Origin of the sequence: Polaribacter sp. R2A056_3_33 (assembly GCF_019278485.1) — a bacterium.
Classification (GTDB): Bacteria; Bacteroidota; Bacteroidia; order Flavobacteriales; family Flavobacteriaceae; genus Polaribacter.
In genome coordinates, this window is the sequence record NZ_CP058984.1 from 2,090,636 (window position 1) to 2,111,596 (window position 20,961).

The 20,961-nt window shown below is 30.1% G+C and carries 12 protein-coding genes; 7 read left to right on the forward strand and 5 right to left on the reverse strand.

What is annotated here, in order from left to right; translation table 11 throughout:
* The first annotated feature begins 7 nt into the window (after positions 1 to 7).
* From H0I29_RS08750 to H0I29_RS08775, 6 genes are all read left to right on the forward strand, one after another.
* Positions 8 to 1,975 carry a protein-disulfide reductase DsbD gene (locus H0I29_RS08750; RefSeq protein ID WP_218755121.1) on the forward strand — a complete coding sequence of 656 codons (1,968 nt, stop codon included), beginning with the start codon at positions 8 to 10 and terminating at the stop codon, positions 1,973 to 1,975.
* A gap of 278 nt (positions 1,976 to 2,253) precedes the next feature.
* Complete coding sequence (locus H0I29_RS08755; RefSeq protein ID WP_218755122.1) at positions 2,254 to 6,081, forward strand: two-component regulator propeller domain-containing protein; 3,828 nt, start codon at positions 2,254 to 2,256, stop codon at positions 6,079 to 6,081.
* Between the two features lie 177 nt (positions 6,082 to 6,258).
* Positions 6,259 to 9,228, forward strand: a complete 2,970-nt coding sequence (locus tag H0I29_RS08760; protein ID WP_218755123.1) for a TonB-dependent receptor — start codon at positions 6,259 to 6,261, stop codon at positions 9,226 to 9,228.
* A gap of 10 nt (positions 9,229 to 9,238) precedes the next feature.
* Entirely contained in the window at positions 9,239 to 10,984 is a 1,746-nt protein-coding gene (locus H0I29_RS08765; protein ID WP_218755124.1) for a RagB/SusD family nutrient uptake outer membrane protein, read from the forward strand.
* 97 nt (positions 10,985 to 11,081) lie between these two features.
* Positions 11,082 to 12,185, forward strand: coding sequence for an alkaline phosphatase (locus H0I29_RS08770; RefSeq protein WP_218755125.1), 1,104 nt, complete (start codon positions 11,082 to 11,084; stop codon positions 12,183 to 12,185).
* Between the two features lie 7 nt (positions 12,186 to 12,192).
* Positions 12,193 to 13,989, forward strand: coding sequence for an alkaline phosphatase (locus H0I29_RS08775; protein WP_254712733.1), 1,797 nt, complete (start codon positions 12,193 to 12,195; stop codon positions 13,987 to 13,989).
* Positions 13,990 to 14,456: 467 nt separating this feature from the next.
* Here the strand turns inward: H0I29_RS08775 and H0I29_RS08780 are convergent, their stop codons facing one another.
* From H0I29_RS08780 to H0I29_RS08795, 4 genes are read right to left on the reverse strand one after another with little or no spacing between them, the layout of a single operon-like run.
* Positions 14,457 to 15,479, reverse strand: a complete 1,023-nt coding sequence (locus H0I29_RS08780) for a UDP-glucose--hexose-1-phosphate uridylyltransferase (RefSeq protein WP_218755126.1) — start codon at positions 15,477 to 15,479, stop codon at positions 14,457 to 14,459.
* 15 nt (positions 15,480 to 15,494) lie between these two features.
* Positions 15,495 to 16,646, reverse strand: a complete 1,152-nt coding sequence (gene galK / locus H0I29_RS08785; protein ID WP_218755127.1) for a galactokinase — start codon at positions 16,644 to 16,646, stop codon at positions 15,495 to 15,497.
* 11 nt (positions 16,647 to 16,657) lie between these two features.
* The gene (locus H0I29_RS08790; protein WP_218755128.1) at positions 16,658 to 17,548 is read right to left on the reverse strand and encodes an aldose 1-epimerase; all 891 of its coding nucleotides are present in this window, start codon (positions 17,546 to 17,548) and stop codon (positions 16,658 to 16,660) included.
* A 7-nt stretch (positions 17,549 to 17,555) separates the two neighbouring features.
* On the reverse strand, positions 17,556 to 18,548 hold the full coding sequence (locus H0I29_RS08795; RefSeq protein ID WP_218732418.1) for a GntR family transcriptional regulator: 993 nt from the start codon (positions 18,546 to 18,548) through the stop codon (positions 17,556 to 17,558).
* Between the two features lie 168 nt (positions 18,549 to 18,716).
* Here H0I29_RS08795 and H0I29_RS08800 point away from each other — a divergent pair, with 168 nt between their 5' ends.
* Positions 18,717 to 20,345 carry a sodium/sugar symporter gene (locus H0I29_RS08800; RefSeq protein ID WP_218755129.1) on the forward strand — a complete coding sequence of 543 codons (1,629 nt, stop codon included), beginning with the start codon at positions 18,717 to 18,719 and terminating at the stop codon, positions 20,343 to 20,345.
* Positions 20,346 to 20,507: 162 nt separating this feature from the next.
* Here H0I29_RS08800 and H0I29_RS08805 read toward each other — a convergent pair whose 3' ends face one another.
* Entirely contained in the window at positions 20,508 to 20,954 is a 447-nt protein-coding gene (locus H0I29_RS08805) for a thioesterase family protein (protein WP_218732420.1), read from the reverse strand.
* Positions 20,955 to 20,961: the final 7 nt, after the last annotated feature.

The window sequence follows — 20,961 nt, forward strand, 5'->3', positions numbered from 1 at the left end:
TTTTTTAATGAAAAATATATTATTAGCAATAGCCTTACTTACAATTAGTTTTGTAAAAGGCCAAGTCTTAGATCCCGTAAAATGGATTACTTCAGTAGAAAAAATTTCAGAAACGGAATATAATTTAATTTCCACAGCTACTATAGAAGAAGGTTGGCATTTATATTCTCAAACCGTTCCAGAAGATGGTCCAATACCAACAACTTTCGTTTATGACGATAGTGAGAGTGGGTTTAATATTATAGGAAATACCGAAGAGGAAGAAGGACATATTGTTGATGATCCCGTCTTCGGAATGGAAATTAAATTTTTTGAAAACAAAGCAACGTTTAAGCAAAAAGTTGAAGTGGAATCTGAAAAATCTAACATTTCTGGATTTGTTGAATTTATGGTTTGCGACGATGCCCGCTGTTTAGCTCCAATAGAAGTTGATTTGACGTTTCAATTAAACAGAGATTTAGTAAATAGAATTGAGGCCGTAAAAAATGATGTTATTGATAATAGCATGCGTCTTGAAGAAATTCAGGAAGAAAACAAAGGGCTATTTGCTATTTTTATTATAGCTTTTTTCTCTGGTTTTGCAGCATTGTTAACTCCCTGTGTGTTTCCAATGATTCCTATGACGGTGAGTTTTTTTACCAAGCAAAGTAAAAGTAAGGCTGCAGGTGTTAAAAATGCTCTAATTTATGGTGCATCCATCGTTATTATATATGTACTACTAGGTATTCTTGTTAGTGCTATTTTTGGTGCAGATGCCTTAAATGCCTTATCAACAAATGTGTGGTTTAATATTATTTTCTTCGTATTATTAATCGTTTTTGCTGTATCCTTTTTAGGTGCTTTCGAAATAGTATTACCAAGTAGTTGGGGAACAAAAGTTGATGCGCAAGCTGATAGAGGAGGTATAATAGGTATCTTTTTTATGGCACTTGCCTTAGCTATTGTTTCTTTTTCTTGTACAGGTCCTATTGTAGGTACTTTACTTGTAGAGGCTGCTGCAGGAGGTAGTCAAATAGGTCCTATTGTAGGAATGTTAGGTTTTTCATTAGCCTTAGCAATTCCGTTTGCCTTATTTGCCGCTTTTCCTGGTTGGTTAAATTCATTACCTAAATCTGGTGGATGGTTAAATACTGTTAAAGTTGTATTAGGGTTTTTAGAATTAGCATTGGCATTTAAATTTTTATCAAATGCAGATTTAGTATTGCAATTACATTGGTTAGAACGTGAAGTGTTTTTAGCTATTTGGATTGCTATTTTTGGAGTGTTAGCTTTCTACTTATTTGGTAAAATACAATTATCACATGATTCTCCTTTAACACATATTTCTGTAGGAAGACTTAGTTTAGGGATACTTTCTTTAACATTTACAATTTACATGATCCCTGGATTATGGGGTGCACCATTGAATTTGATTAGTGCATTTCCACCGTCACAAAGTTACAGTGAATCACCTTACGGAGTCGGGTTTTCTAAAACAGGAAGTTCACAAAGTAATACAAATCACTCAGGAATACCCGATGGCGCACATTTAATGGCTCCACATGATATTATGGCTTTTAAGGATTATGATAAAGGGTTGGCGTATGCTAAAAAAGTAGGAAAACCAGTACTCTTAGATTTTACAGGATATGCATGTGTAAATTGCCGTAAGATGGAACAAAATGTTTGGCCAAAAGATAGAATACTTTCAATTTTAAAAAATGAAGTGGTCTTGATTTCTTTATATGTAGATGATAAGAGACCTTTACCTGTAGGAGAAGAAATGGAATCAAAATTAAGACCAGGGAAAAAGTTAAAATATATTGGTCAGAAATGGAGTGAATTTCAAACGATCAAATACCGAGCAAATGCACAACCTTTTTATGTTTTAATGAATCATGAAGAAGAAAATTTAACAAACCCAACAGCTTACACACCAGATGTTGAAGAATATTATGTATGGCTTCAAAAAGGAATTAAAAGTTTTGAAAAATAATATTTTGAATATGAAATAGTTTTGATGTTGTAGTCAAAACTATTTTTTAGTATTATTAGAAATTTAATGCTATAAACCAATTTATTTATTCATGATAAAAAAGTGAAATTAATGCGGTAACACTTGTTAGTTGTTTATAAATTTAATTTTATTGAAAAAATAATATTTATAAACCTAAAACGGGTAAGAATTTTAAAGGCATAATTTTTATTTACTTAACCTAATATTTATATTAAGGTAATCTTAAAAGTATATTCTTGTGGGTTTAAATATACACTATGACAAGAGTAGTATTATTCATTTTTTTTATAACATTACAAACTTTTGGTCAACAAATTAAATTTGATAATTTTTCGATAAACGAGGGTTTATCTAATAATTCTGTAAAAGATATCGAAAATGATATTAATGGAGGTTTATGGATTGCAACTTGGGATGGTTTAAATTATTTTGATGGATATATATTTACTTCCTTTAAACATGACATTAACAACAGTAATTCCATCGCTGGTAACTACATCAGCAAAGTTAAACAAGATATAAAAGGTACAATTTGGATTATTACAGAAGATGCGAAAATAAGTAGATACTTAGGTAATAAAAAATTTAAAAATTACACTTTTAAGAACAAACCAAATGATATCTCTGTTACAAAAGATGGTAATATTTTAGTTCACACTCAAAATAGCTGTTACGAATTTGTTGCTGGTCAATTTAAAGAAACCAATAGACAAACATCAAAAATAAACAACAACGCTTTAAGTAGCATTCTTTTAACAAAATACCCAAACCTTATTATTAATGATGTTTTAAAAGATAAAACAGGTAATATTTGGTATGCCACTCGTAAAAATGGTTTATTCATCATTAAAAATATATTAGACAAAGCCAATAAATATCATATAGAAAATTACACAAAAGACCCTTATTCTAAAGAAAGTTTTAAAAGTAATGAAGTAGAAACTTTACACGAAGATTATTTTGGAAACATTTGGCTTGGCTTAAAAGATGGTGGAATTAGTATGGCGTATTCTAATTCTGACAAGATAGCATCTATTGCACCTCACCCAATAAAATCTCCTAACATTCCTAATGAAACTTTACGTGCAATAACCAAAGATCTACAAGGTAAACTTTGGTTAGGTTATTACACAAAAGGACTATATAATTACAATTCTACTTCTAAAAACTACAAAGAATTTATAATTAAAGAAGCTATCAATGAGCCAGATTGGAAACGTATAAGGTCTTTGTTTACCGCTTCTGATGGAACTATTTGGGCAGGAACTTATGCTGGAATTATTAGAATAGAAAAAAATGGAAATTATAATTTATATAATTCTAAGAACAATAAAAACATACCTAACAATAGAAATTATTCTATTTACGAAGATAGTGATAAACAATTATGGGTTGCTTGCTGGGGTGGAGTTGCTAAATTTAATCTAAACACAAATAATTTTGAGTCTTTTATTGGACAAGAATTAATTCGTAAATATCATATTAGAAATTTAAAATTGATAGATAACGAGCTTATTCTTGCTACAGAAAATAATGGACTACAATTATTAGATATTAGCAAAGGAAAATTAAAAACAATAGAAACCCAAAATAACCTTTCTGATTATCATAAAGAGCAAAAAAACACTTTAAAATCTAATAATTATAATAATAAAGGTTTAAAATTAATTGATATTAAAAATGGCGAATTACAATCTATAAATACTAATAAAGGTCTTTTAAGTAATAGTATTTATGCTGTTTATAAAGATGAAAAAACAAATTATTATTGGATTGCATCGCTTGGTGGATTAAGTGTTTTTAGTAAAGAAAAAGGTATTATTAAGAATATTACAGAAAAAGAAGGTTTACCTAGCCAATTAATTTACGGTATTTTAGATCATAAAGAGCAAGTTTGGTTAAGTACTACTAAAGGAATTGTTGTGATTGATAAAAAAAGTTTTGAAGTAAAAACTTTTCATCCAAAAGGAGGTTGGCAAGTTTCTGAATTTTCTGAAGGCGCTTATTATCAGGATGCTAAAGGTGATTTGTTTTTTGGTGGAATTAATGGTTTAAATTATTTTAATCCTAGTAATATTCAGTTTAATAACACTAAGTCAAAAATTAAATTACTGGTTGATGATAGTGAAAACTTCTCTCCAAATATTATAAAAAGTCATAATGAAAATCAGATTAGTATTGATTTAATTCCGATTAGATTCCCTAAAAAAACAGAGAAAAATATCTATTATAAATTAGAAGGCTTAGATAGTAATTGGACTTTATTAGATATCAATAACAACATAAAATATCAAAATTTAACTTCTGGAAGTTATAATTTTTTACTTAAAGAAGGAAAAGAAAATGAAGAAGAATTACTTTTCTCCTTACAAATAAAAAAGGCTTTTTATAAAACGAACTTATTTTATGTGCTCTTATCAGTATTAATATTAATTACAGCAATAATACTTATCTACCTTAAGAATTTAAGAACAAAATCACTTCAAAAAAACCTAGAAAAAAAGATTTTAATTCGTACAAATGTCATCGAAAATCAAAAAAAAGATTTAGAGGTTATTAACAATCAATTAGATGAAAAAAATAAAGAAATTTTACGTCAAAAAGAGACACTTTTAAAACTTCATAACAATCTTAAAAATGAAGATTTTGAAGTCGAAAAATTTAAAACATTTGTTTTATCAGAGTTTCAAGAACCTGTTTCTAAAATTTTAAAAACAGCAAATTGTTTGTCAGAAAATTCTGATGATAAAAAAACTATTTTAGAAGAGTCTAACAAAATGGTAAACCTAATTTCTGAATGGAATTATCTAAGCCACGTAAAAGAAATTGGAGCTATTAAGACTTCTGTAATTAATTTATTTCCGGTTTTAAAAAACAGTATTAATAAGTTAGAGGAATCTTTACAAACCAATAAAGTAGATTTTAATTTTAATATAGACACTTCTATTAATTGGGTAGAAATAGATGTTTTACGTTTTCGTTTAATGCTACAATACTTTTTTAATGACATTAATAAATACTCAGATAATAGCAGTAAGTTAAACTTAAAAATCAATTATAAGAATTCTTTTGTAATTATAGAAATTTCATCTAATAGTGATCTTTTAAAAAATAATTGGTACAGTGTTTTACATTACAGTCCTTATTTTAAAGCGTTACAAACTCTTTTGGTTGATTTAAAAGGAAAACTTATTAATTATAATTTAGACCAAGAATTTAAGGTAGCATTACAAATACCAATTACTAAAATAAACCCGAAGGATAAATCTATAGAAACTATTTCGTGGAAACATTTTAATCAACAAGAAAATTTATCTGCAGACAAAAAAAATGTATTAATCTTTAGTGATGAAGAAAATTTTGCAGCTGCAAATCAAATTTTAGAACATAATAATTATAATTTAATTTTTGAAAACTCTGCAAATAATTTAAACTCGATTACCAAACAAATTCAGATACATATTGTTGTAATCTATCAAGTTTCTTTCTCTAAAGATCTTTTATATTTTATCAATAATTCTGATGCAACAAAAAACAAGAAAATCGCTATAATTTATATATCAGAAGATATTAATTACGAACTAAGAGAACAATCGATTGAGTTTGGTGTAGACACTCTTATTCAGCTTCCGGTAAGTGAATCTTTTATTCAAAAAAAAATAGACTCTTTAATAAATAGAAAATACGTTTCTACTGAAGAAAATAAATTTCAAGAAAAAATATTCGATATTTTAACAGGTAAAGATCTTGTTTTAACGGCTAATGATAAATTATTAAAAAAGAGTTTAGAAGTTATAAAGAAAGAATTACATAACTCTTCTTTTAATGTAGAAATGTTGGTAGACTTATTAGATGTTTCTAGGGTAAAGTGTTATAGATTATTTAAAGAGCGGTTAAAACAATCTCCTTCAGATGTTATTATGTCTCTTAGACTACAAAAAGCAGAAGCTTTGTTAAAAACTAAAAAATTAAACATCTCTGAAATAAGTTTTGAGTGCGGTTATAACGATCCAAAATATTTTGGAAAAGCATTTAAAAAGCATTTTGGAAAAAGCCCTAAAGAGTTTAAAGATCAATTTAGTTAAATCGTTTGTTGCTGTAGGATTTTCTTAACGTTAGGGAATTGTTACTGTAACGAAAACACACCTAATCTGCTTCTTTTCTATGCTGATTTGAACGATTAATACTCTTTGATGAAACAAAAACACCCCAACCAACACTTTCTGTAAATTAGTTTTACCACAATTTAAAAATCAAACTAGATGAAAAAAATTTATTTAATTTTAATACTTGCATTAGGTTTTACTTCCTATTCTATTGCGCAAGTTAACGTGTCTGGAACCGTAGTTTCTGATGCAGATGGAATACGAATACCTAATGTTTCTGTTGTTTTAAAAGGACAGCTTAATACAGGAACTATAACAGATTTTGATGGAGTTTTCTCTATCAATTTAAATGATGAAAATGGCGTTTTAATATTTTCATATTTAGGTTATGAGACTAAAGAAGTTCTTTATGCTGGAAACCAAAAATTAAATATCATTTTAAAAGAAGAAGCAAATTCTTTGGATGAGGTGGTTATAGTAGGTTATGGATCTCAAAAAAGATCTGATGTAACTGGAGCAATTTCTTCTGTAAAAAGTGAAGATTTTAACCAAGGAGTTGTTGCAAACGCGGGTCAACTTTTACAAGGTAAAGTTGCTGGTGTAAACGTATCTTCTTCTAGTGGTGAGCCTGGTGCTACACAAGATATTGTTATTAGAGGTGTTGGTAGTTTACGTTCTGGTACTACTCCGCTGTATATTGTAGATGGTTTTGCATTAGATAATTCTGGTAATGGTATTGCTACTAATCCTTTAAACTTTATAAATCCACAAGATATAGAAAGTATAGAGGTTTTAAAAGATGCTTCTTCAACTGCAATTTACGGTTCTAGAGCAGCCAATGGTGTTATTGTAATTACTACTAAGAAAGGAAAAAAAGGAAGAAACAAAGTAAACATAAACGTATCTAGTGGTTTTTCTACGCTAGCAAATAAAGTAGATGTTTTTACTGCTGATGAATTTAGAGCTAATGTAACTGCCGTAAATGGTACTTTAATTGATGGAGGAGCATCTACAAATTGGCAAGATGAATTAACAAGAACTGCGGTGTCAAAAAACATTAACCTTTCTATGAGTGGAGGTACAGAAAATTCTTCTTATGCAGCTTCTGTAGGTGTCGATGATCAAGAGGGTATTTTAAGAAACAGTAACTTAAAACGTTACTCTGGTCGTTTAAACTTAACTCAAAAAGCAATTGACGATAAATTTAATGTTACTTTTAATTTAACAGCGACTAAATTAGACAATACAAGGCCTAATTCTGGTAGTGTTGTAAGTGACATGCTAAGCCTTAACCCAACAGACTCCCCTTATGAAAATGGTGAATTAAAAGGAAACTTAAGTAACGATATTTTAAATCCTTTTATTGGAGAAACAATTTATGGCGATTACACAAACAACAACCGTATTTTGGCTAATATTTCTCCTTCTTATAAAATTGCAAAAGGTTTAACTTATAAATTAAATCTTGGTGTAGATTATTCTATTACAGAAAGAGATGTGCAATACATGCCTTACGCTACAGAAACAAATACAACTTTAGGAAGCTTAAATACAGCGACTACTAAAAATAGCAATACTCTTATAGAGAATACTTTAACGTATAGTTTTCATAAGAAATTAAGTAGTTTTACTTTTCTATTGGGACATACCTACCAACAAACTGAAGTAAATCAAAAACAATTTTATTTAGAAGGTTTTCCAGATAATGGAGTAGAGCCAAGATATCAAATAGAAACGGCAAACCAGCAAACAACTCAGTCTGCTTATGCTACTAAAAATGAGTTGCAATCTTTCTTTGGTAGAGTAAATTATACTTTTAATGATAAATATTTAATGACTGCAACAATGCGTGCAGATGGTTCTTCTAAATTTGGTGAGAATAATAAATATGGATATTTTCCTTCTGTTGCCTTAGGATGGAACATCAATAAAGAAAATTTCTTGATGGATTCTGATAATATCAACAACTTAAAATTAAGAGCAAGTTGGGGGCAAACGGGTAGTCAAGAAATTCCTTCTAAAATAACACAAGCTAGTTATACAGAAAGTAATACGGACAACAACACATACCCATTAGATTCTAGCGCATCAGATTTAGGCGGATATCCTTATGGTTCTATCTTTACTCGTTTAGCAAACCCAAATATTCAATGGGAAGTTTCTACACAAGCAAATATTGGTTTAGACTTTGGTTTATTTGGTAACAAGTTAACAGGTACAATCGATTATTTTAGTAAAATTACAGACAACATTTTATTACAAGTTACTCCTACAGATCCTATTGTTCCGGTTTCTAGTTATTGGACTAACATTCCTAATATGGAAATTAGAAACAACGGGGTTGAAATTGCCTTAGATTACAACAATACTATTAATAAAGACTTCACTTATAATATTGGTGGTAACATTTCTATCACTAAAAACGAAGTTGTAAACTCTCCTTATCAAATATTAACAACTGGTGCCGCACAAGGTTCAGGGCAAACAGGAGCTACAATTAATGGTGTTTTAAACGGAGAAGCTATTGGTACTTTTTATGTTCAAGAATTTACCGGAATTGGAGAAGATGGTTTAAATCAATTTGCAGACATTAATAATGATGGTGAAATTTTAGATGATGACCGTATTGTAGCAGGTAATGCTTTACCAGATTATATTTATGCATTCTACTTAAATTTTAACTACAAAAAATTCGATTTAGGGTTAAATTTTAATGGAGCTGGTGGTAATAAAATTTACAACCACGTTGCTATGTCTTCTTTTAACAAAGGAAATTTAGCCAATTCTTTTAACACGACAGATAGAGCTGTAGAATATTTAGATGAATCTGCAACAAATTCTAACTTAGTTTCTACAAGATATTTAGAGGACGGAGATTTTTTAAGATTAAACAATGCAACTTTAGCTTACAATTTTACGCCAGAAGCATTAGGTCTTGGAAATAGCATCAAAAATCTTCGCTTATCAATTACAGGTCAAAACTTATTTGTGATAACAGATTACAGTGGTTTCGATCCAGAGATTAATACAGGAAGTCCTGTTGGAGGTATTCAAACTTTTGGTATCGACTATTACAGTTATCCAAAAAGTAGAACAATCCTTTTAAGTCTAAATGTAGAATTTTAATAAGACAAAAATGAAAAACATAATAAAAAATACAGTATTTGCAATTAGCATTCTATTAATGTCTAGCTGTAGTGATTTAAAAGAAGAAGTTTTAGATGAATCTTTAACTGGTGCAGGACAAGCAGAAGCAATTAGTGGAGCAATTGCACCTGCGTACGGTCAGGTTGCTTGGACTTGGAGACACACAAACTATTACGGTTTGCAATTAATACCAAGTGATGAGGCAATTTTACCTTACAGAGGAGGTACAGATTGGTATGATGGTGGTAAATTTTTAGCGGCTCATTCTCATTCTATAACTTCTACAAATGATTTGGTAAAAAGTGCTTGGACAGAACTTACAATAAATATTTCTAGAACATTAACTGCTATAGAAGTTCTTACGCCAATGGCTGAAGAAGGAAATACAGAAGCAGAAAGTGCTCTTTATGAAATGAAAGCGCTTAGAGCTTATTTAAATATGTTAACTTTAGATAGTTGGGGACTTGCATTTAAAAAAGAATCTTCTAATGAAAACTCAGAAATTCTTAGAGGGCAAGATGCAGTAGATTATATAGAAAGCGAATTGTTATCTGTTGTTGATGTGATAAATACTGATAAAGGTTCTGGTAGAATGACACAATCTGCCGTTTGGGGATTTTTAGCAAGATTAAATCTAAATGCTGCTGTTTATAGAAATCCTTACGGAACTCCTAATTTTACAACAGAAGACATGGATAAAGTTATTGAATATACAGATAATATTATCAATTCAGGTAAGTTTTCTTTATCTCCAGAATATTTCGATTTATTTAATGATAGTAATAGCAATAATGCAGAATTAATTTTCGCATTAGATCAACGTGGAGTTTTAAAGAATGAACATAGCCGTTGGGCATATTGGTCTTTACCAGGTTCTATGTTTCCTAGGCCAGAATTTACAAATGCAGATGGTACAGATGGTCCTGCAATTACATCAGACTTTTACCAAACTTGGGTAGATGCTTATGGTAGTGTAGATCCTGCAGACGCAGATCCTAGATTTCTTCAGAAAAATACCCAAGAAGTTACTTATGGTTTAGATGATCTTACAGGTCTTTCTCCTTTAAATGACGAAGATCATTATTACTGTGTAGGAGCAGAAGATTTTGAAATAGACAGAGGTATTTTAAGAGGAGTAACTTGGGCTGTTAGAAAAGATGAAAATGGTGCTTTTTATACTTGTGATGAAGGTTATAGAATTTATCCAGTAAAGCAAATTAAAGGAAACGGTACAGATAAAAATGTAGATTACGTAAACCTTACTCAACAAGCAGATTTTACAAACGAAGGTAGAGCACACCATACAGGTTATCGAGTTTCTAAATATCAATTTAGCCACACTTCTAATAATGGAAATAACTACAGTAGTGTAGACTTAGTGTTAATGCGTTATGCAGAAATTTACATGATGCGCGCAGAAGCTAAATTAAGAAAAGGAGATGTTGCTAGTGCTTTAGCAGATGTAAATACAGTAAAAACATCAAGAAATGCACGAGAACCAATAGCAACCGCTCTTTCATCAATAGATTTAGATGTATTATATAGAGAACTTGGTTTTGAGTTTTATTGGGAGGGTTTAAGAAGAACAAATCAAATCCGTTTTAGTCACTACGAAGATTCATGGACAGAAAAAACAGATACAGATGTAAATAATAGGTTATTTCCTATTCCACAAGTGGCTATAGATGGAGCTTCTAACACGCCAGGGTATTTAGAACAAAATAAAGGATATTAGTTGTTTATTGTTTTATTTTAAGGGAGCTCTTTTATAAAAATAGCTCCCTTTTTCTATTATAATATTAATAAAAATATACTTTCAAATTTTTTGAAAAATGAAGAAAATTATAATACTGAGTTTAATTTCTATGTTTTACATAGGATGTGAAAAAAAATCAGAAACAAGAACCCAAGAAGAACCGTTAAATATCATTTTTATGATTGGTGATGGTATGGGACTTACCCAAATTTCTACTGCTTTTTATTTTGGAAAAGAAACGCCTAATTTTGAGCAATTTAAAAATATTGGTTTTATAAAAACACCAAGTACAAGTCATACAATTACAGATTCTGCGGCAGGTGCTACTGCTTTTTCAACAGGAGAAAAAACATATAAAAGAGCCATTGGCATGTCTAAAGATAGTTTGCCTTTGCCTACAATTTTAGAAACTTTACAAAAAGAAGACTATCAGACTGGTTTTGTAACTTTAACACCAGTTACACATGCAACTCCTGCTTCTTTTTATGCACATGTAAAGGATAGAGACTTACATGAAGAAATCGCTTTAGATTTAGTAAAATCTAATGTAGATTTTTTTGTTGGTGGAGGTTTAAAATACTTAAAACGTAGAACTGATAAAAAAGATTTATATACAGCGTTAATTGCAAAAAACTACCAATTAGATTCTGTGAGTTTATCAAAGTTTGATGTAAACAAAAAGAACGGATATTTACTAGCCGAAGAAGGTTTGCCTTCTAAAACAGAGGGTAGAAAAAGTTTTTTACAAGATGCAACTCAATTAGGTTTAGATTATTTTACTAAGAAAGGAAAACCATTCTTTTTTATGATAGAAGGTTCTTATATAGATTGGGGAGGACATGCAATGGATGCAGAGTTATTAAAACAAGAAGTCTTAGATTTTGACAAAACAATTGGTGTGGTTTTAAGATACATAAAAGAACATCCAAATACACTTTTAGTGGTTACTGCAGATCATGAAACAGGAGGTGTTAGTATTGGTAAATCTTATATGATAGATGAAGAAACCGGAGAAAAATCTGAAGAAGTAGATAATGTTTCTATCAATTTTAACAACGATCAACATAGTGGAACTTTAATTCCGGTTTTTGCAGAAGGGGAAGGTTCAGAAAATTTTCAGGGTATTTATGAAAATAATGAAATTTACCATAAAATGTTTAAAGCAATCAATAATAAATAAGATTAAAATGAAACAAAAAACAAATATATTTTTAATAGTATTGGTTTTCTTTTTAGGATTAAACAATACAGTTATTGCACAAGAAGAAGTGATGGTTCATTCTCACAACGATTACAATCAATCAGTACCTTTTTGGAATGCTTTTGCAAACGGAGCAACTTCTTTTGAAGCTGACATTTTTCTAAAAGACAACAATTTGTTTGTTGCTCATAATTATGAAGATATTTCCCCATCAAAAACATTAGAAGCTTTATATCTAAAGCCATTAGAAACTGTTTTTAATATGGAGTACAAAAAGGAAGAACAATTAATCCTTTTGATTGATATTAAATCTGATGCTTTTAAAACCTTAGAAAAACTTATAGAAGTTCTAAAAAAACATACTTCTATAATTAACAATAAGCAGATTAAAATTGTTGTTTCTGGAAACAGACCAAAAGCTAAAGATTATGTCAATTATCCTGATTTTATCTTTTTTGATTATCAAGAATTAGAAACTTCGGTTTCATCAGAAATTTGGGGAAAAATTGCTATGGTTAGTTTAGATTTTAAACAATTTTCGGAATGGAATGGAAAAGGAAGGTTAACACATGATGATGAAAATCGAATTGTAGAGGTTTTAGAAAGAGCAAATAAAACGAATAAACCTTTTCGTTTTTGGGGAAGTCCAGATTCTAAAAGAGCATGGAGAACTTTATCTGAAATGGGAGTTGCAATCATAAATACAGATCATCCTTTTAAGTGTGTTAATTATTTTAAATCTTTACCAAGCAGACTGGTAACTTCAACTAATTTTTCTGAAGTTTACAAGCCAAGTTTTAACAACGATCAAAAAGACTTACCTGTTAAAAACATTATTTTATTAATTGGAGATGGAAATGGTTTGGCTCAAATTTCGTCTACAGCACTTGCAAATAATGGCGAATTAACTTTAACTCAATTAAAAAGTATTGGCTTTATAAAAACACAAGCTGCAGACGATTTTACAACAGATTCTGCTGCTGCAGGTACTGCTTTAGCAACCGGAGTTAAAACAAATAACAGAGCAATTGGTACAGGAGTAAATGGAGAGCCTTTAAAAAATATTACAGAAATTTTAAGCGAACAAGGTTTTTCTACAGCATGTATTACTACAGATAATATTTTAGGAGCAACACCCGCTTCATTTTACGCACATGCAAAAGATAGGTCTGATGATTCTATAATTTCTAAAGATTTAATTAATAGTAGACTTAATCTTTTTATTGGAGGGGGAGCTTCTACTTTTAAAAAGACAAACCTTACGGATAATTTTAAAATAGTTTCATCAATTAATGATTTAAAAAATACTACGGATGACAAAGTAGGTTTTTTTATGTCTGAACATGGTATGAAATGGATTACAGAAGGAAGAGGTAGTGTTTTAGCTGATGCAACCAAAACGGGGTTAGATTTTTTAAGGAAAAAACAAAAACCTTTCTTTTTGATGATTGAAGCTGCAAAGATAGATCACGCAGGTCATTCTAATGATACCGCAGGAATTTTAGCAGAATCGATAGATTTTGATAAAGCAATTACAGAAGCTTTAATATTTGCAGATAATAACCCAGAAACTTTGGTTATTATAACAGCAGATCATGAAACATCTGGTTTTAGCATTCCGCAAGGCGATGTAAAAACACACCAAATAGAAGGTTATTTTGCTTCTTATGATCATACTGCAATTATGGTTCCTATTTTTGCATATGGAGCTAAGTCAAACGAGTTTCAGGGAGTTTATGATAATAATGAAGTGTTTTCTAAAATACTTAAAGTTTTAAAATAGATAAAAATAATAGCAAATATTTTGTATAAGTTGCTTAATAATATTCTTTATACAAAATCGGTTGTATATAATTATGTAAAGCTATAGGTGCACAAAAAAAATACATTTATAGCTTTATACATGATCCATTTTTTTAATCAAAAAGTATATTTTTTCTTCCAATGAATCAGTCCTTTTGATAACCAACCTTTTTATCATAATCTTTATAGATATCAATCCAATTTTGAATGTTTAATTTTCTAAATTCCTTGATTAATGCGTAAAGTTTGTTATCTTAGGCAGAGCGAAAGATTATTTAAGGTTTGTCAGTTGTTATTTTAGAAAGACTATGAGAGTTTATTTATGAGATTGCTTCGTGCGATATAATTACAGTTTATAAATAATGGGTGTGTAACATATTAAAAATAAAAAATCATCTAAAAATTGCTTTTTAGATGATTTCCTTTATTTCTAAAAGTTTGTAATTCCTACAAACAATCTTTAATCATTTTTACTGCTTGTTCTGCAGTTATATCTCTTTGAGGAGTTCCAAACATTTCGTAACCAACCATAAATTTCTTTACAGAAGCACTTCTTAATAAAGGTGGATAAAAACTCATGTGGAAATGCCAATGTTTGTTGTCATTACCATCTGTTGGTGCTTGATGAATTCCGCTAGAATATGGAAAAGAAGTATTAAAAATCTTGTCGTATGCTTTTGTCAATACAGAAATTGCTTCTCCGTATTGTAACGTTTCAGCTTCTGTCATTTCTAAGATGTTAGCCAAAGGTCTTTTTGGAACAATCATTGCTTCGAAAGGCCAAATAGCCCAAAACGGAACTAAAACTACAAAACCATCATTTTCAAAAATAATACGTTCTTGCTTTTCTAATTCTTGTGCTAAATAATCACCCAATAAACTACTATTGTTGTTATTATAGTAGTTTAATTGTTGTGTGTTTTTTTTATCAACTTCGTTTGGTAAAGAAGATTGACTCCAAATTTGTCCGTGAGGATGCGGATTACTACAACCCATTACTGCACCTTTGTTCTCAAATATTTGAACGTAATTTATGTTTGGGTTTTCAGACAATTCTTTAAACTCTCTTTGCCATGCAAAAACAACTTTCTGAATTTCTGTAGCCGACATGTCTGCCAAACTTTTTGAGTGATCTGGGCTAAAGCAAATTACCTTACAAATACCAGTTTCACTCTGTGCTTTTAAAAGTCCGTCGTTTACGTTAAAAGTTGGCGAATCATTTTGTAAAGCAGCAAAATCATTTGTAAAAACAAAAACGTCTTTATAATCTGGGTTTACTTCTCCGTTAATTCTTGTGTTTCCTGCACATAAATAACAAGATTCATCATGTGTTGGTCTTTTTTCATTATTTACTTCTTCATTTTGTCCTTGCCAAGGTCTTTTTGCTCTATGAGGTGAAACTAACACCCATTCTCCCGTAAGAATATTAAATCGCTTGTGCGAATAGTCTTGTAAATTTGTATTGCTCATTTTCTTGTGTTGTAATTATTGTTTTACGATATGTGTACCTTCAGAAAGTTCAATAAAATACACTGAACATTCATTATTAAATTCATTTTTATAGGCTTCAGAAGCCGTTTCGGCAAAAGCTTTTGCTTCGCTTTTATCAATTAAATTAATGGTGCAACCACCAAAACCACCGCCCATCATTCTTGCGCCTAAAACGTGTTTGTTTTTCTTAGCTTGTGCTACTAAAAAGTCTAATTCATCGCAACTTACTTTGTATTGATTCGATAGACCTTCGTGAGATTGGTAAATTAAAGCACCTAACAATTCTAAATCATTGTCTTCAATTGCCTTTGCTGCTTCTATGGTTCTATTATTTTCTTGAATTACAAATAAGGCTTTTTGATAATTTGCAGGTGTCACTTTATCAGCAACAGTTTCTAAATCTGCTTCAGTAGCATCTCTTAATGCCTTTATGTTTAACAATTCAGATACACTTTCGCAAGCAGAACGTCTGTCATTATAAGCACTGTCTGATAAACTATGCTTAACGTTGGTGTTTATCAACATTAATTGATGATTTTCGAAATCAATTTTATAAGGATTCGATTCTACAGTTCTACAATCTAAATGCAATGCATGGTCTTTAATACCAAACATACTAGCATATTGATCCATAATACCGCAGTTTACACCCACATAATTATGCTCTGCTTTTTGAGATATTAAAATCATTTCGTGTTTGGTTAAACCTAAATCAAACAATTCATTTAAACCAAAAACAACACTATTTTCTAAAGCAGCAGAAGAAGACATACCTGCACCTCCAGGAATATTTCCTTTAAAGATGATGTTGAAATTGCCAATCACTTTGTTTTTATTCTGTATTTCTGCAACAACACCAAAAACGTAGTTTTCCCAACTTCCTTCTTTAGAAGGTTTTATTTTATCTAATTCAAATTTTATGGTACTGTCTAAATCTAAAGCGATTGCTGTAGAGTTATTAGCGTCAGTTTTTTGAATAGCAGCAGCAATACCTTTATTTACAGCTGCTGGAAATACAAAACCATCATTATAATCTGTATGTTCTCCAATAATATTAATTCTTCCAGGAGAAAAAATTAATAAAGGTTCCGTTTTAAATTCTTTGATAAATGTCTCTTTAACATCTTTAATTAGTGTTGCACTCATAATTTGCTTCGTTAATTGTTGATTATGTTTATTTTCCAAACAATGGAATATTTTTCATTAGGGTCTAGTGTTTGTAATCCTATTTTATTATTAAAACTATTAGAAACACCTGTGGTTGGCTCAATGGCTATGGTATTTAATCTAGGTGGCGTATATGCTTGTAAATAATTATTGGTACCTGAAGATTGAAAGTTTAATTGATATTTAGGAGTGTTAAACGCTACTTTGTCAGAATTTAAACCCCAACAATCATCCAATTGTTTTTCCTCGATATCTAAATGTATCATAGAATTTACAGTCTCAGAGCCAGTAGTAATATTACGGTCACCAATAATTAATTGTTGATCACAATCAAAATTTAGAGAACTTTTTGCTAAATTATCACTGATGAAATACGGGTGCCACCCTAAAGTAAACGGAAAAGGTTTAGCGTCGGTATTTCTTACACTAACAGATAAATCTAGCCCATCATTTGTAAAAATATAAGTAACTACAATTGTGTATGTATACGGAAAACCATCATTTCGTATGTTTTCATTATACTCTACAGTTATTTTAGCATTATCTGCAGATGCTTCTTTTGCAATTACTTTAAACGTTTTATTGTACACAAAACCATGCAATGCATTTTGCTCTTCTTCTTGATTTTTTTCTAATTGAAAATCTTCACCATTAAAAGAATATTTTCCATCTTTAATTCTATTTGCAAACGGAAATAAAATAGAAGAGGCAAATGTAGAATCGTATGTCAATGGAGCTAAATCTTGAATAATGGCATTTCCTCCCAAAGTTAGTTCTTGTAAACTAGCTCCTTCATTTAGATGAATTTTACCAAAAACCGTGTTTTCAGTATTTTTTACTTCTAAAATATTTGTTTCTGTGTTATGGTTTATGGTATACAATGTGTTGTTATATTGAGTTTCTAATAATTAATTTATTCGGATTTTCTACTTTGTCTTGTTCTTTGTTCAAAATCATTTTGGCTAACCTTTTTCCCATTTCGTTAAAATCTGTAGTAATGGTGGTAATGCCTCCTTCAACTATTTCCTTTAATAATGTATCGTTATAAGAAATAACGCCAATATCATTTACTAAAGTCATATTCTGACTTTTCATTTTCTTGATAATTCTTAGTAAACTTATATCATCTAGCAATACGTAAAGTTCACCTTTTATTAAAGGAGTTTCTTTTACAGTGCTTAAAATTTCAAAAGGCATTGTGCTTTGTTCGCAGAATTGTGTAAACCCTTTAAGAATGCCTTTAGGTTGTTTTTCTTCTGAGAAGATTAGATTAATTTTATTATATTTTGAAACAAATCCTGAAGCCTTAGTTAGGTTTTCATAGATGGATTTTTCAAAATTTTGATAGATGGATGGATATGCTACCAAATCTTCTGGCACCTGATCTAAAATATAGACTTTATCATCTGGTAATAATTGAATGCTCTTGCTGGTGTTTTCTAAATTAGCAGGCATAATTACATAATAATTATAACTACCAGCATTGTCTTTTATTAGTTTTTTAAAAATAGCTTCATTAAAATGATGAAAGAAAATATCTACCTGAATAGTGTCTTCTAAGTTTTCTAAAAAGGAATTATATAAATCTTCTTTAAATGAATTAAGTTCATCAAAAAGTAAAAATATCTTTTGATGCACATTAATATCTTCACTTATAACATAATACCCTTTTCCTACAATAGATTCTATGATACCTCGGTTCTTTAATTCATTAAAGGCCATTAAAACGGTATCTCTAGAAAGTTTATTGTTGTTTTTAATAGTATTAATAGAAGGCAATTGATCTCCTTTTTTTAACAAACCATTTTCTATAGCATTTTCTATAGCATTAATGATTTGCTTATATTTAGGAATGCCTATTTCTTTTTTAACTTCTATCATAATTAATTACAAATATATAATTTTTTCAACAAAAAACCTACCTGACCCTACTAGTTTGATAAAAATGTACTCAGAGGTACATTTCTTTGGGCTTACAGATACATTTTCTGAAATTATATACATATATTTGACTTGTATAAATAATTAACTAAAACAAAAATAATAATTATGAAAGCAGGTTTTGAAATGTGGGACTATATAGTCTTCATTGCGTATGCCATTTTAATTTTAGGTGTAGGTTTATGGGTTTCTCGAGATAAAAAAGGACACCAAAAAAATGCAGAAGATTACTTCTTGGCAAGTAAATCTTTGCCTTGGTGGGCAATTGGTACTTCTTTAATTGCTGCAAATATTTCTGCAGAACAATTTATAGGGATGTCTGGTTCTGGTTTTGCCTTGGGTATTGCAATTGCTTCTTATGAATGGATGGCAGCATTAACTTTAATAATTGTTGGTAAATATTTCTTACCTATTTTTATAGAAAAAGGATTGTATACAATTCCTGAATTTGTTGAAAAACGTTTTTCTACCAATCTTAAAACAATCTTAGCTGTATTTTGGTTAGGTTTATACATATTTGTTAATCTTGCTTCTGTTTTATATTTAGGAGGATTGGCTATTGAAACCATTATGGGAGTAGATATGATGTATGCAATTATTGGTTTGGCATTATTTGCAGCTGCATACTCTTTGTACGGAGGTTTATCTGCGGTAGCATGGACAGATGTTATACAAGTAGTATTTTTAGTGTTAGGTGGTTTGGTTACTACTTATTTAGCTTTAAATACGGTTTCTGGAGGAGAAGGAGTGTTAGCAGGTTTTTCTAAAGTATTAGATGCTGCTCCAGAAAAATTTCATATGATATTGGATGAATCTAATGATAACTATGTAAACTTACCTGGTATTTGGGTATTGGTTGGTGGTTTATGGGTTGCAAACTTATATTATTGGGGATTCAACCAATATATTATTCAAAGAACTTTAGCTGCTAAATCTTTAAAAGAATCTCAAAAAGGGATTTTATTAGCAGCATTTTTAAAATTGATTATTCCTTTAATTGTTGTAATTCCTGGTATTGCAGCGTATGTAATGGTAAACGACCCAGCTATTATGGCTAATTTAGGTGAAGTAGGTATGTTAAATGTGCCTTCTGCCGAACAAGCTGATAAAGCATATCCTTGGTTACTACAATTTTTACCTACAGGATTAAAAGGTGTTGCTTTTGCTGCTTTAGCTGCTGCTATTGTTTCTTCTTTAGCTTCGATGTTGAATTCTACATCTACCATTTTTACAATGGATATTTATAAGCAATACATCAACAAAAATGCAGATGATAAAACTACGGTAAATGTGGGGAGAATTTCTGCTGCAGTTGCTTTAATAATTGCTGTTATTGTAGCGCCACTTTTAGGGGGTATCGATCAAGCATTTCAATTTATTCAAGAGTACACAGGTATTGTAAGTCCAGGTATTTTAGCTGTATTTATTTTAGGTTTGTTTTATAAGAAAACAACTAATAATGCAGCGATTTGGGGAGCTATTTTATCTATTCCAATTGCATTAACATTGAAATTCATTCCAATAGCAGTATTTGAGCCTTGGATGCATCAAATGGGAATTACAGCTGTCTTAACGCTTATTATCATTATGGTTATGAGTAATATTCAAAACAAAGGGAAAGATGATCCTAAAGGGATTGATTTTGGCTCAGATTTATTTAAAACAACTCCGTTGTTTAACTTAGGTTCTATTGCCGTTTGTATTTTAGTAACTGTACTATATTGTTTATTCTGGTAGGAATTACCAAATAGTTTATATAAAAAATCGTCTAAAGAAATTTAGACGATTTTTTTTTACCAATTTTTAGGTTTTAGAATTGATAGCTTGTAAAGAAAATAAGACGCTGAAACATGTTTAGCGTGACAAGCTTGAATCCTTTTATTAAGTATTTTTATGTTCTTAACTTTTTTTAAGAGCTATCTCTTCAAAGTCGTCACTTTTTTCGGAAGCGTCAAACAAATGTTGGGCTTCTTTTGGTGGTACGGTTAGTTTTCGTTTAGTTAAATCTATCCAAGCTCCATATACTTTTATAATTGCTGATAATTGACCAGCTTCATTAAAAACTTGATGTGTGATTTTCCAACGTTCACCATTTTTAGATAAACCAGAAATCTTAAAGTCTACAGAGATATTTTCTCCCAAATGGATTTCTTTTCTAAAAGAAGTTTCTTCGGTAAATAAAATAGGACCAAGGTTGTGTTTTGTAAATTCTGCTATAGAGAAATTTTGATCTCTAAAATATCGTACTCTTACTTCTGCGGCATAATCATTATATGCTGTGTGACGCATGTGTCTGTTTGGGTCAAAGTCAGACCATTTTGTGTGAAATGTTACTTTAAAACTCATGTTAGCT

Excerpts from the sequence above, each read along its gene's own strand:
- H0I29_RS08750 (WP_218755121.1), top strand. The coding sequence starts at position 8 with ATGAAAAATATATTATTAGCAATAGCCTTACTTACAATTAGTTTTGTA.
- H0I29_RS08755 (WP_218755122.1), top strand. The coding sequence starts at position 2,254 with ATGACAAGAGTAGTATTATTCATTTTTTTTATAACATTACAAACTTTT.
- H0I29_RS08760 (WP_218755123.1), top strand. The coding sequence starts at position 6,259 with ATGAAAAAAATTTATTTAATTTTAATACTTGCATTAGGTTTTACTTCC.
- H0I29_RS08765 (WP_218755124.1), top strand. The coding sequence starts at position 9,239 with ATGAAAAACATAATAAAAAATACAGTATTTGCAATTAGCATTCTATTA.
- H0I29_RS08770 (WP_218755125.1), top strand. The coding sequence starts at position 11,082 with ATGAAGAAAATTATAATACTGAGTTTAATTTCTATGTTTTACATAGGA.
- H0I29_RS08775 (WP_254712733.1), top strand. The coding sequence starts at position 12,193 with ATGAAACAAAAAACAAATATATTTTTAATAGTATTGGTTTTCTTTTTA.
- H0I29_RS08780 (WP_218755126.1), bottom strand. The coding sequence starts at position 15,479 with ATGAGCAATACAAATTTACAAGACTATTCGCACAAGCGATTTAATATT.
- galK (WP_218755127.1), bottom strand. The coding sequence starts at position 16,646 with ATGAGTGCAACACTAATTAAAGATGTTAAAGAGACATTTATCAAAGAA.
- H0I29_RS08795 (WP_218732418.1), bottom strand. The coding sequence starts at position 18,548 with ATGATAGAAGTTAAAAAAGAAATAGGCATTCCTAAATATAAGCAAATC.
- H0I29_RS08800 (WP_218755129.1), top strand. The coding sequence starts at position 18,717 with ATGAAAGCAGGTTTTGAAATGTGGGACTATATAGTCTTCATTGCGTAT.
- H0I29_RS08805 (WP_218732420.1), bottom strand. The coding sequence starts at position 20,954 with ATGAGTTTTAAAGTAACATTTCACACAAAATGGTCTGACTTTGACCCA.